The organism is Peptoniphilus faecalis, assembly GCF_012976305.1.
In the GTDB taxonomy this organism is placed as follows: domain Bacteria; phylum Bacillota; class Clostridia; order Tissierellales; family Peptoniphilaceae; genus Peptoniphilus_A; species Peptoniphilus_A faecalis.
This window is the reverse complement of record NZ_JABDSR010000003.1, coordinates 105,016-116,985: the sequence shown is the minus strand read 5'-3', so window position 1 is coordinate 116,985 and position 11,970 is coordinate 105,016. Positions and strand designations below refer to the sequence as shown.

Annotated in this window: 15 protein-coding genes; 12 read left to right on the top strand and 3 right to left on the bottom strand. The window is 32.0% G+C overall.

Annotated features, from left to right (window positions below):
* Positions 1–53 precede the first annotated feature (53 nt).
* The 3 genes from HKO22_RS02930 to HKO22_RS02920 are packed head-to-tail and all read right to left on the bottom strand — an operon-like array spanning position 54 to position 2,000.
* Positions 54–644: a hypothetical protein gene (locus HKO22_RS02930; RefSeq protein WP_169968421.1), complete on the bottom strand. Its 591-nt coding sequence runs from the start codon at positions 642–644 to the stop codon at positions 54–56.
* Positions 645–680: 36 nt separating this feature from the next.
* Complete coding sequence (locus HKO22_RS02925; protein ID WP_169968419.1) at positions 681–998, bottom strand: nucleotide modification associated domain-containing protein; 318 nt, start codon at positions 996–998, stop codon at positions 681–683.
* 9 nt (positions 999–1,007) lie between these two features.
* Positions 1,008–2,000, bottom strand: a complete 993-nt coding sequence (locus HKO22_RS02920) for a tyrosine-type recombinase/integrase (protein WP_169968418.1) — start codon at positions 1,998–2,000, stop codon at positions 1,008–1,010.
* A 974-nt stretch (positions 2,001–2,974) separates the two neighbouring features.
* On the opposite strand from HKO22_RS02920, the gene HKO22_RS02915 reads away from it, so the two are divergent.
* The 12 genes from HKO22_RS02915 to HKO22_RS02860 all read left to right on the top strand — a co-directional run bounded on the left by HKO22_RS02915 (position 2,975) and on the right by HKO22_RS02860 (position 11,962).
* Positions 2,975–3,259, top strand: a complete 285-nt coding sequence (locus HKO22_RS02915; protein WP_169968416.1) for a hypothetical protein — start codon at positions 2,975–2,977, stop codon at positions 3,257–3,259.
* Positions 3,256–3,564, top strand: a complete 309-nt coding sequence (locus HKO22_RS02910; protein ID WP_169968415.1) for a hypothetical protein — start codon at positions 3,256–3,258, stop codon at positions 3,562–3,564. Before HKO22_RS02915 ends, HKO22_RS02910 begins: the two co-directional genes overlap by 4 nt.
* A 6-nt stretch (positions 3,565–3,570) precedes the next feature.
* Positions 3,571–3,864 carry a hypothetical protein gene (locus tag HKO22_RS02905; protein WP_169968413.1) on the top strand — a complete coding sequence of 98 codons (294 nt, stop codon included), beginning with the start codon at positions 3,571–3,573 and terminating at the stop codon, positions 3,862–3,864.
* Between the two features lie 8 nt (positions 3,865–3,872).
* Complete coding sequence (locus HKO22_RS02900; protein WP_169968411.1) at positions 3,873–4,703, top strand: metallophosphoesterase; 831 nt, start codon at positions 3,873–3,875, stop codon at positions 4,701–4,703.
* The gene (locus tag HKO22_RS02895; protein WP_169968409.1) at positions 4,687–5,505 is read left to right on the top strand and encodes a hypothetical protein; all 819 of its coding nucleotides are present in this window, start codon (positions 4,687–4,689) and stop codon (positions 5,503–5,505) included. The genes HKO22_RS02900 and HKO22_RS02895 overlap by 17 nt, the downstream gene beginning before the upstream one ends.
* Positions 5,498–7,156 carry a terminase large subunit domain-containing protein gene (locus tag HKO22_RS02890; protein ID WP_169968407.1) on the top strand — a complete coding sequence of 553 codons (1,659 nt, stop codon included), beginning with the start codon at positions 5,498–5,500 and terminating at the stop codon, positions 7,154–7,156. Before HKO22_RS02895 ends, HKO22_RS02890 begins: the two co-directional genes overlap by 8 nt.
* On the top strand, positions 7,153–8,568 hold the full coding sequence (locus tag HKO22_RS02885) for a hypothetical protein (RefSeq protein ID WP_169968405.1): 1,416 nt from the start codon (positions 7,153–7,155) through the stop codon (positions 8,566–8,568). Before HKO22_RS02890 ends, HKO22_RS02885 begins: the two co-directional genes overlap by 4 nt.
* An 89-nt stretch (positions 8,569–8,657) precedes the next feature.
* The gene (locus HKO22_RS02880) at positions 8,658–9,653 is read left to right on the top strand and encodes a hypothetical protein (RefSeq protein ID WP_169968403.1); all 996 of its coding nucleotides are present in this window, start codon (positions 8,658–8,660) and stop codon (positions 9,651–9,653) included.
* 10 nt (positions 9,654–9,663) lie between these two features.
* Positions 9,664–10,077, top strand: coding sequence for a hypothetical protein (locus HKO22_RS02875; RefSeq protein ID WP_169968401.1), 414 nt, complete (start codon positions 9,664–9,666; stop codon positions 10,075–10,077).
* An 11-nt stretch (positions 10,078–10,088) separates the two neighbouring features.
* Complete coding sequence (locus HKO22_RS02870; RefSeq protein ID WP_169968400.1) at positions 10,089–11,021, top strand: HK97-fold major capsid protein; 933 nt, start codon at positions 10,089–10,091, stop codon at positions 11,019–11,021.
* 13 nt (positions 11,022–11,034) lie between these two features.
* Positions 11,035–11,442 (top strand): hypothetical protein, encoded by a 408-nt coding sequence (locus tag HKO22_RS02865; RefSeq protein WP_169968398.1) that lies wholly within the window; start codon positions 11,035–11,037, stop codon positions 11,440–11,442.
* 4 nt (positions 11,443–11,446) lie between these two features.
* On the top strand, positions 11,447–11,962 hold the full coding sequence (locus HKO22_RS02860) for a hypothetical protein (protein WP_169968396.1): 516 nt from the start codon (positions 11,447–11,449) through the stop codon (positions 11,960–11,962).
* Positions 11,963–11,970 lie beyond the last annotated feature (8 nt).

Below are 11,970 nucleotides of genomic sequence, written 5' to 3'. Positions count from 1 at the left end.
CTAACCTATTAAATTATATAGCATTAAAAAAATAACACCTTGTGATTAAGGTGTTATTTTTTACGATTTTTTGTTATGACTTGTTTTGAATGACAATCTCCACAGATTCCGCTTTTATTGGCTTTATTTATTTCTTTGCCACATAGGGAGCATTTTTTATTGTCCAGATTATTCCATTTGATTATCTTTTTCAGTAGTTCTTCATGGAATATGTCTGTGTTGTTCACTGGGGCGATCCAATTAGATAGGGTTGAATGTGATCCTCTAAACCATATTTCCATTACAGTTCTTTTATCTAACAGTGCTTTCAATATATGATTTTGTTCTAGTTTTTGTTTTTTAGTTTCTCCACATAGGATATAATCATAACTTTGATGTCTTAATGGTGTGAACACACTTATAGTTATTATTATATTATAACATTCCTTTGCTTCGTCAAATTCTGGATACACTACTATGCTTGCGTTCTTTGGCATTAGTTGCTCGTTTTTTACTCTATATATCCCCTCTTCGATTACTAGAAAGGATAATACTCTCCTACCATAAGGATTGCGAGATTCTGCTATGTGATTTCCATTTTTAAATAATTCTCTTCCAATGGACTGCATTTCTTCATCTTCTGAAAATTTGTATTGTGTTATCATTGTGTTTACCTTTTTTTCTTTTGGAGATGCTCTTGTTTATTGTTCTTCTAATTTTAAAGTGCCATTGGAATTTTTTAAATAGGCTACTGTCATGATGAGATAATTTGCCATATCTAACATTGTGTCTATTATAGGTTCGTCATCACAATCAAGTTCTTTATTTTTATATAATGTTGTCATTCTGTTAAATTTATCTGTAAGCCTTACTATTGATGCGACTAGCCCGTAATCTTCTATGGTGTCTGTAAAGCTATTCCCGTATCTTTCATTTTTAACAAAAAAAGTGTTTGCTAATTCTTCTAATGTGTTTTCGTAATTTTCTAAAAATTGTTCTTCTCTTTCTTCTCTTCCCATTTGCTCTCCTTATACTATTTTTAATAATGGATAATTTTGTTGTGATTTTTCCGTTAGCTGGCTGAAAAAGTCCTCTGCTGGATTGTCGTTAAAAATTCTAAAGGAATGGTCGTATCTTCTAGTTGTGTCTATATTGGCGTGTCCTACTCTTTTGGAAACATCATATATGTCTAGTCCCATTTCTAATGACTTGGTGATATATGTGTGTCTTAAATCGTGTATTCTTAATGTGCTTGGCAAACCAACTGCTTTATAGGCATCGTCAAAGATATAATTTAATTGTCTACCTGATATTGCTACATTTGATTTTGGATCTGCTACAAAAATATATTGTCCTCTTAAATCGTAACTCCAATCACTTCTGACGATAAAGGAGTGCAGAATGTGTTTTATTCCTTGTGGTATCTCTGCTACATTGAACTTATCCCCCTTACCTACAAAGGATACTGCGAATTTTTCGCCATAGTCGTAAAAATCTCCAATTTTAATGTTACGCACTTCGCTCTTTCTCATTCCCGTTGTTATGAATATTAGAAACATAATGTAGTTCCTCTCCCCTATCCAAGATCTATCATTGGCAAAATAGGTATTTATTTCTTTTAGCTTTTCATCTGATATTCTTACTCCTTTTGCTACTTTACTTGCTTTTAATCTATTTGCACCCATATCTGTACTAAAAGGGTTATTCTCCACTATTGGGTTGTCTTTTTGTAGTAAGTTCTTATAGAACCAAAATAAGCTACTGACCATTCTGTTGACTGTGGAGTTTTTATTCCCCTCTTGTTTTAATTGATAAATCCACTCATTTACTTGTGATGTGGTAACTGCTTTTATGTCTCTCACTGTTACAAAATCTAAATCCAAAAAATCGAAAAAAAAGTTTCTAATTGGAGTTTCATATACTTTATATGTGTCCTTTGAGCAAGTGTCTTTCATCTCCTCAAAAAGTTTTTGTATTAGTGAATGATTATATCTATTCATAATTTTTTCTTTGTTTGCCATAACAAAATCCCCCTCTTTGCGATTCTTATTATAACATATTTTTGCCTATTTTTCAACGAAGAAAACATTTTCACAAAACTTTCACAAAGAAATTGTACTTTTGTCGAACATTTTATTTTTATATGTTGTAGAATATACATAAAGGTGCATGGTAGTGCATATATTATACAACAAAATTAAGAAAAAATCTTGCGAGGTTTGCTATAAAAGTTATTAGCCATATATTATTCTTTAATGTTTTAAAGATGACATATCACCTCCTGACACCCTCGCAAGTATTCCTTGAGTCGAATAATGGAATAAAAAAATAACGAGCGAGTCTTACCAACTCGACTAATGGGTTAAAGCCAGTGATACTCGTTTTGTGAGGAACTGTAATAGTGTAGCATGATGAGTATAAATTCTAGTAGTGATTGTTTGATTTTTTAACCCTCCCTGTCCTAGTGAGCTTCGGCTCTAGGGGGAATGTTCAAGGCTGAAATGCCAGTTGATAATACTAGACCTAGACGACTTAGCTCTTTAGAGCTTGAAGAACATTGGTATATATTGTACCCAGATTTATTCTGCCCTGCCATGAAAAAATAAGTATCTTTATTTATTTTGGACTGGCAGGGGGGGGGTATACAAGCCTCGTGAGAGAAGAGATCATAAAAAGAAAAGTCAAGAGAAAAATAAAGAATAGTTTGTGATCCTTTATGTATCCTGCTTAGATAGTTTGTGGTTTGCGGGGGTGCAGGGGGTAACCCCCTGCTGGGGGCGTTGGGGGTGAAACCCCCAATCCCAATAAAAGTAAATCAATCGTACATACAAAAATATTAAAAATATATTAGAAAGGAGCATCACCAAAGATTAAATTAGAAAAACATAGTTACAAAAAAAAGTATCAAGATAAGTCTTTCAACATTACTGGTAGAGGATATTATGAATTATCTAGTAGTGTTGAGAATGTCAATTATGATGATTTCTATTATAGTTTGAAGAAAATTCGACATCTCATATGTAATTATTATATTTTACTAGAACATATAACAAGAATATACAATTTAGAACTTCAAGTTATGCTCATTGATTTGAGTATTGCTCTTGATAGCATTGAATTATCCAAGCAAGATAGAAATGTACTAAAAGATTATATGTTCGGTATGTCTTTAGTTCAAATTGGTAAAAAATATAATTTCACTCGTTCCAATGCTGACTTCATTATTAAGAAAATCACTAAAAGAGTTCAACAATTTTTAATTGGTGGTGATGAGAAATGAAAGTTTATTATGATAGTAATTTAGTGTTTGACTTACCTACTACATATGATTTAGAAGAAAGATTATCACTTATAAATTGTTTGTTAAGTGATTATGAGGATAAGTTCAAATTAAATTATGAAAAAGATGATGTGCACGATAAGAAAATTTATAGAGTGCTAGATAAGTTTGCTTATTATTTATGTACTTATAAAACTTATCAAGAAAATGGTAAAGCTCTATATAAGGATAGTGAGATTATAAGAAAAGGCAGAGAATCAGTCATCAAACAAAAGGAAGTGCCTTTATTCCATTTTTACAAGTAGGTAGATATGGCTTATACAGTTTATAGTGATGATAAGTACACAGTTAAGAAAAATAGAGATGGCTTCATATTATGTAATAATCATGGTAATTATGCAAATCATGGTCATTTTAAAAAATTTACAACTTGTATGTTATTGATTAGACTAATGGAAAATGATATTGTCCCCAATTCTACATATTTAAGACAATCAGTATTAAGAATTTCTGTTGACGATAAATACATAGAAAAAGTTCAAGTGAAGATGAACAAGAGAAAAGAAAAATATATCAATGTCAACAAAGGAATTATAAGAAAGTGAGTGATTAATTGGTAGGTAATGTAATTAAAGATATCGAAAGTCAGATTGATGAGATTAAAGATATTGAAAGGGTATTAGTTCTATCTGACTTACATATTCCCTTTCATAAAGAAGAAGATATTTTGAATATAGTTAAAGATAATTCTAATGTTAAGTTAATTGTCTTTGCTGGAGATATCCTAGATTGTTTTAGCGTTTCATCTTTTCCTAAAGAGATGCACATACCTTTATATGAGGAGTTGAAAATTGCATCTTCATTGTTAAAAAAAATAGATGTATTAACTCCCAATACAAAAAAGATATTGTTTAGAGGTAATCATGAGTTTAGATTTAAAAAATATTTAACTAAATTTCAAAGCGAATTTTCTCCTTTTGTGTCTGATGATGTTCTATCTATCTTGAAAACTGGTTTTGTTTATAGGGATTGTCGAAATATTAAAAAAGTTGTTGAACCTCTTCCCCATACTTATAAAGTTGTTGATTCATGGTACTACATTTATAAAGATTTAGTATTGGCACACCCTACAAGCTTTTCAAAGATACCTATGAGGACTTGTGTTTCTACTTATGATTATTTTAAAAATCAAGGCATAAGCTTTAATGCTCTTGCTATTGGTCATACTCATAAAGCTGGTACTTTTATTCATGCTAATACTCTTTTGTGTGAATTAGGTTGTTTGTGCGAACAAATGGACTATGCCAATAGAGGAAATGTGAATTATACTCCGCAAACTAATGGTTATGGACTATTTGTATTTCATAAGGATAAAGTAGATATTTACAATTCTGGTACTAAATTTATTCACACTGGAAGTGATGTAGATGTCAAGACCTCTTAATATTAATTCTAAAAAAGGTATTATTAATTATTTAGAAAATACACCAGAAGAATTACCCTTTGTTGAGGAATGCTGGGAAATAGCAGAAGAAGAAACTAGAGTTAGAAATGAAAAGATAGCTGAATACAATAAGCTTTCTCCTAAAAAGAAAAAGAGAGTTTCCACTTCAAGAGTGTATTTTGAGTTTATTAATGAACCTAGATTTAAGAAAATAGCACAAGATATTCTATTGAAGAAGCAGGGACAAATAACTCCAAGTGAAAAATTAGAAGAATTTAAAAAAGAAGTTAAAAACAATAAACCTAAAAAAGAAGTGTTGCACTTTGAAGATTATATTGATGATGTTAATTCAACACAAGGTCAATTCATATTAAGACTTTTGAATATGTACTTTGTGGAACTCTACGATGAAGATTCTATTAAATTTATTATTGCAAGAATTAAATCTTATTATGGCGAGTATGAACTCAATTCTGCTAGTGATGAGTATTTAGTTATCACTGCCATATCTGATGAATTAGTTTTAAGGAAAATGAATAGAGAGAGAATTAAATCGGGAAATATAGATCCTAGAGAGATGAAAACTGTTAGAGATTCTTATATGGCATCTCTTGATGGGTTAAAGGTGTTAAAGAAGTTTAATCAGGATAATAGCGATAAAGAAAATCTGTTTGCTATATGGGTTGACAAGTTAGTTAAGTCAGGAGATGTGAATTTAAAACCTAAAGAATACACTAAAGATCAAATAGATTTTATTTTGGAAGATAATATCAATGCTATAAGGAGGTCTTTCAGTGGTTGAGATTACAGACAGAACTATTGGAATGACTTCAAGAGAAATTTATGATTTAAAGAAGAAGTTATTAACTAAAGAGATTGAGTATTATCGCAATCATATTGATATATTTTGTGAGGAATATCTTAATATACCTCTTAATTTATATCAGAAAGTATCTCTAAGAGCTATGGCTAAATATAATTTTATTGTATTAGTGTGGTCTAGAGGACTTGGCAAGACATGGCTAAGTGCTCTTTATGTATGTTGCATGGCTATACTTTACCCTAATTTAAGGATTGGTGTTATTGCTCCCTCTTTTAGACAATCTAAGATGCTTGTTGAAGATAAAATTGATAATGACTTATGTATTAGGTCAGATGCTCTAAGACAAGAAATCGTAGATTATAAAAATGGTACAGACCAAATAATAAGAAAGTTTGCTAATAATAGTCAAATTATAGCTATTCCCATTGGTAATTCAGGTAGCAAAATTCGTGGTGGTAGATTCTCAATTATCATTGCTGATGAGTATGCTCAAATGAATCCGAATATTGTTCAAAGTGTTATTAAACCTATGATGGTAGCAAAACTTGATTATAAAGTAGATGCTCACGAAGATGAGGAATTTTTTGACATGAAATTCATTGCTATATCTTCTGCTTTTTTTAAGTTTAATCATCTTTATGAATTTTTTAAGGACACTATAAAACAAATAGCTCGTGGTTCTGATAAGCATTATGCTTCTTGTTTAGATTATAAGGTCGGTCTTGATGTTGGTCTATATAATGAGTCTGTTATTGAAGAAGCTAAGAGAACTTATTCTAAACTTGATTTTGACATGGAGTACGATGCTACTTTCCCAGATTTATCAGACGACAATTGGATAAATCCAATGGACTTAATTGCTTGTTCTAATTTAATGAAAATGGATTTAAGTTTTGATGAAAATTATCAGTATATCATGGGTCTTGATGTTGCTCGTACTGCTGGGAACGACAATACAGCTATTGTTATTCTTAAACTAGTGCCATATAAAAAGAAACAAGTTTTAGAAAAACATTTAGTGTACCAAAAAACTTTAAATGGCAAGACTTTTAATGAACAAGCTACTGCAATTAGAAAGATATTAAACAAGTTCCCTTGCGATGAAATCCACATGGATACAACGGGTCTTGGTTTAGGTTTGTTAGATGAATTGGCTAAATCAAGTATAGATCCTATCACTAATGAAATTGAACCGCCTTTATGTGATGTAAACAACGAGGAGCATAAAAAGAATATTCTAGATGGTAATTTTATTATACATGGTCATAAGTTTTCTTTAGATTTTAATCATCAATTAGGTATGTCAGTAAAACAAAATACTCAAAAAAGATTGTTTAGAATGTATTCTCAGGAAGCTTTAGATGATGTAACGAATCCAACAGTAGAGGAAGTAATGGTGTTAGAAGAAGCTATGAAAACTCGTAGGGAAATAATGAGTATAGAAGCCAAACCTAGAGGCAATTTCTTGACATTTGATGTCCCAAGCGGTGGAATAAGTGAGGGTAGAAAGGATAGATGGACTGCCACTGGACTAGCTTTGTTGGGAGCTGACAATATAGAAAAGAATATGTTTAGAGATACAAATAATGTAATAACAATAGGTGCAATAGGAAGGAGGGATTTTTATTGAGTGATGAGAAAAATTTAGAATTGGGACAAAGTAAGCAATCTACATATAGTCGTTTCTTTAGTCAAAAGTTCAATATTAATGGCGAACCTAAGGGATATGATTTACAAAAGTATGCTCAAAATCCACAAGAGTACATTAGTCAATTGGCAGCTCTTGCTAAGTATTATTATATTAGCGAGGGTCTAATTATGAGGACTGTCAATATTATTCGAGATTATTCTATTACAAAGCTTCATTTAGATTATGATAAGGGCAAAGGTAAAGTCAAGTCTATTGTAGATAGCTTTTTGAAAAGAGTAGATATTGACAAGTTTTGTAAAGATTTTGTCTTTGAAATGGCAATGACTGGAAATTGTTTTTGTTACGACAGAGATGGCGAATATATTGATATATATCCTCTCGATTTAATTGAGGTTTCCAATGTAATAGTAAATGGCAAACAGCAAGTTTATTTTGACAACTCCAAGATAGGATTTGAAATAGAAGATGATGTTTATGATGCTAAATTAATGGAAAAAGCTTATCCAGATGAGATACAAAGGGGAATAAAACAAAACATGGCTAAAATACCCTTTGATTTGAATAAGTCTTATTTTTGTAAGATGAACTCTAGTAGATATGACCGTTATGGTGTATCTTTTTTAGTGCCTGCTTTTGACGACTTGTCGAGAAAAAATCTTTTAAAGGAAGCTGAACGCTCTACTGCTAGTGGAATTATTGATCAAATATTACATATTAAAGTTGGAGATAAGGATCATGTGCCAAGCCAACAAGATGTCTTATTTTATTCTGATTTATTTACTGGAAAGACTGGTTCTGTGCGAGTTACAACTCCCTACTTTGTTAGTTTAGAATGGGTTAGTCCTGATTCTCAAATTTTTGGCGAAACAAAGTTTTTAGAGATTGATAAGGATTTATTGTCAACTCTTGGTGTTTCTTTAACACTTCTACGTGGAGAGGGTGGCGGAAATTACAGCGAGGGAATGCTTAATATTACTGGTCTAATTAGAACTATTGAGTCTATTAGGTCTTTCCTACCGCCTATCATCGAAGATATGATAAGGCGAGAATTGGAAAGAAATAATATTAATGCTGACAAGACGCCAAAGGTTTCTTTTAATGATATCGTCATTGATGAGAATGCAAGACTTAACTTGGTTCAATGGTTATTTGAACACGCAGGACTGCCATATAGAGTGTTATTTGAAGAACACGGCTACGATTATGATTACATGAAGCTTGAAAGAATTGAAGAAAATAATTCCAATGATAATGATGTCTTTTCTTTAAGAGATCAACCTTTTCAAGGGAGTGCTCTAAAAGAAGTTGGCAGACCAGAAAAAAACCTATCTGAAAGAAAATCCGACAAAAATCAATCAAATAATGAACAACCGAGAGTTGCTAAACAGTAAGGGTGTAGTTTAAAACTCAACTAGAGTATATTTATATGCTTTAGCAATTGGGAGCTGAAACTCCCTACCCTATTTTTAGAGGTGATAATGTGAAATTTAAAATTAAGAAAAATCATGACCTTGAACTTGCAGGTTACGATGCTAATGATTTATTAGTTATCGAGGGTGTTGCTTTTCACAGTGGAACTAATGCCAACGGAGCTGTTATTTTTAAAGATGATGCTAAAAAGGATATTACTACTATGATTGGTAAACCTCTAAGGGTTTTGTGGAAAGGCAAGCCTACGGGTCATGGCTATAACAGAATGAACAATACCTTTGACAAAAATGTTATGAATATAGGTTATGTTCACAACGCCAATATTGTTGATGGTGAAAATGATGAATATAAGGCAGAAGTGCAAGCTATTATGTGGAAAAAATATTATCCTGAAATAGCTGAAAAGTTAGTTGAACTCGATAAAGAGGGTGAACTTAAATTCTCAATAGAAGCAGAAAGGAAGATAGAAGTATTGAAGAATGGCGACAGAAGATGTTTTGACAATAATTTTACTGGACTGGCTATGGTGGCAAATCCAGCTTGGGATAAATCCAAGTCCTTTATGGTAGCAGAAGATGAGGGTGCAGATGTAACTGAAAAAAATGCAAATAACTCTGATAGCACATCAGAAGTAAAAAAAGATGATGCTGATGAAAAAATCAAAGAAAAAGAAGCTCTCATTGATGTGAAATTGGAACTTATCGAAGCTAAAAAAGAAAAAGATAACTTGACAAAAGAGCTTTCTAAATACAAAAAGATAGCAAAGGACTATGCGATAAAAGAAAAGGGACAACAAAGACTTGAAAAACTTTCTAAATATGGCGAAGTCAAGGAAAGCGTGGAAGAGCTTGGTATTTTAGACGATGTAGAATTTGTTAATAAATTAGAATTACTTGTCGATGAATATGCAAAAAATTTAGACAAAAACAAAAATGAACAAGAAAACACATCTGCTGATGCTATTTCAACGCTAATAGACACTAGAAAGAAAATGGAGCATAAAGAACCTAGAGAAGCCTTGCTAGATATATTGAGAAGAAAATAAGGGGGAAAAGATGTTACAAAAAAGAATTGATACTGGTTCTATTCCTTTTGGTCTTTATAAAACTAAAGATGAGATGACAAAGGGTAGACTTGTAAAATTTAATCAAAAAGACGGACTATTAGAGTATGCAACTACAGATGATGAAGCTAATGCTTTTGTTACTCTAAGAATTGACACAAATGCTGGTGGAGATATTAAAGACCATGATAAGATTGCTAAAGACACAAGGGCTGTTGCTTATACTTTGGTAAAAAACAATGTATGGTCTACAACAGAAGTAGATGGTATTGACAGTCTTAAAGCTGGCGACAAATTAACTTGTGGTGCAGAAGGTAAGCTTGCTAAAGGTGAGGGAAAGTTTGTAGTTACAGAGATAACGCATTTCGGTTCATTCCCTGCTGTTGATGTTATGTATTTAGGATAAGGGGTGAAAATATGGCAAATACTTTTTTTGAAATTGCAGAAAAATTAAAAAATAGAGAAATAGACCCAAATAGTAAAGAAGTCAAGGATATTGAGAATGTATTAATGGAAATGGCTTCTACGGAAGATGGCAGGGCAGAACTTGCAGAAGTTATTGGAATTTATCTTCAAGAGCAAATAAATAAGATCGATATTGCTCCATTGATGACTGAATCTAAACACTTTAATTTTGGTGAAAGACCAGAGTTTAGATTAAAGAAAAAAGGAATTAAGGCTTATTGGATAGCTCCAAACTCTTCTACTCCAAAGACTAAAAACTATCAAGAAACATTGGGTATGGAATTTGAAACTCTTTCTGTTAGACCTGAATGTTTACTTGATGAGTTAAAGGCTGGCAGAATTGCTTCTCTAAGGGAACTTCTAACAGATGGTACTGAAGCTTTACAGTCTGCTATTGTGGAAAAGGTCTTCACAATATTAGGACAAGTTTATAACACGCAAACTAATAAAGATTATTTAACTGTATGTTCTACTAAACTTGAAAAAAGTTCTCTTGAAGAAGCTATTGACAAGGTTACATATCGAACTGGCAAAAGTGCTATTGTACTTGGAGATAAAATCCTAACTAATCAAATTATGGGTTTTGAGGGTTTTACTAATGAAGCTAAGGAAGAAATTAGACAAAATGGTACTCTTGGATATTTCAGAGGTGCAAGAATTATCGGTGTAAATGATGTTTACGATGAAGCTCTTGGCAAATCTCTAGTTCCAAAGGACAGACTATTTGTTATTTCTGATAAAATCGGCTATTCTGCTACTTATGGAGATGCTAAGACTGGTCAAGAAAATTCAATTGAAGATTGGTCTTGGAATGCAAGAATAGATATGGATTGGGGTATGGCTGTTACAAACCCTAAAGGAATACAAGTAATACAAATACAATAAAGGGGTGTTGTAATTGAAAAAATACAAAGTTATTAATGACTATGGTATTAACATCACTTTGAATTTCACTAACCTTGACGGGAGAGTTGTTAAAATTCTCCCTAATAGTTTTGGCTATATAAATGAAGATCAACTTTTATATTTGTCCTCGTCTTCTAAAATTTTAGAATCTGGTCTTATTAGATTGGAAGAGGATGCTAAAGAAGTGCCAGATGTCAAGGAGCAAATTGTGGAAGATAATATCTTCTCTAAGGGGAGAATCCAAGATATGTTAAGCCTTTCTATTAAGGCTTTAGAAGATGAAATTGCAAAGACAGATAATGTGCTAGGTCTTAAAGCGTTATTAGAAGAAGCTGAAAAGGCAGACAAAACTAAGGGATATATTCAAGCTCTAAACAAGCGTATTGAAGAATTAGTGTGATGCTATGGCTAAGGAACTGATTGCAATTAGAACTATTTTAGATAGATTAGTTGCTGATGAAGAATCAGAAGAGTTAAAGCCTGCTTTTAAAAACATTAAAGTTACAGATTCCTTTGTTCTCATTGGTGTGGCGGAAGCTGGTACAGCTATTAAGAAAAATTTCATTAGCCTTTCCGACTCTATTAGTTCTGAAATTAAATTAGAAGATGTTAATTGTGCGAAGATGTCGAACAGAGAAATTATATTAGCGTCTAGGTACGCTTATAGACAACTTGCTCTAAGTGTTCATCATACCTACACTAAAAAGGCTGTAAACTTTACTATCAATAACTTATCAGTTAAGGGACTAACTGAAAGAGCAAAGGAAATTATGAGAATTGTCTGGTGGTGCGACACTCAAATTAAGGAGTTGCAAGCGGATATTTTTCAAAATCCAGAAGATGAAAACGGAAATTACACTTCCTCTTTCGCTGGCTCTGTTATTGAAATGAAAATTATTGGCGACACTGTGAAATATTAGGTGGTGTA

Coding starts and splice junctions, on each gene's coding strand:
- HKO22_RS02930 (WP_169968421.1), bottom strand. CDS start 644: ATGATAACACAATACAAATTTTCAGAAGATGAAGAAATGCAGTCCATT.
- HKO22_RS02925 (WP_169968419.1), bottom strand. CDS start 998: ATGGGAAGAGAAGAAAGAGAAGAACAATTTTTAGAAAATTACGAAAAC.
- HKO22_RS02920 (WP_169968418.1), bottom strand. CDS start 2,000: ATGGCAAACAAAGAAAAAATTATGAATAGATATAATCATTCACTAATA.
- HKO22_RS02910 (WP_169968415.1), top strand. CDS start 3,256: ATGAAAGTTTATTATGATAGTAATTTAGTGTTTGACTTACCTACTACA.
- HKO22_RS02905 (WP_169968413.1), top strand. CDS start 3,571: ATGGCTTATACAGTTTATAGTGATGATAAGTACACAGTTAAGAAAAAT.
- HKO22_RS02895 (WP_169968409.1), top strand. CDS start 4,687: ATGTCAAGACCTCTTAATATTAATTCTAAAAAAGGTATTATTAATTAT.
- HKO22_RS02875 (WP_169968401.1), top strand. CDS start 9,664: ATGTTACAAAAAAGAATTGATACTGGTTCTATTCCTTTTGGTCTTTAT.
- HKO22_RS02870 (WP_169968400.1), top strand. CDS start 10,089: ATGGCAAATACTTTTTTTGAAATTGCAGAAAAATTAAAAAATAGAGAA.
- HKO22_RS02860 (WP_169968396.1), top strand. CDS start 11,447: ATGGCTAAGGAACTGATTGCAATTAGAACTATTTTAGATAGATTAGTT.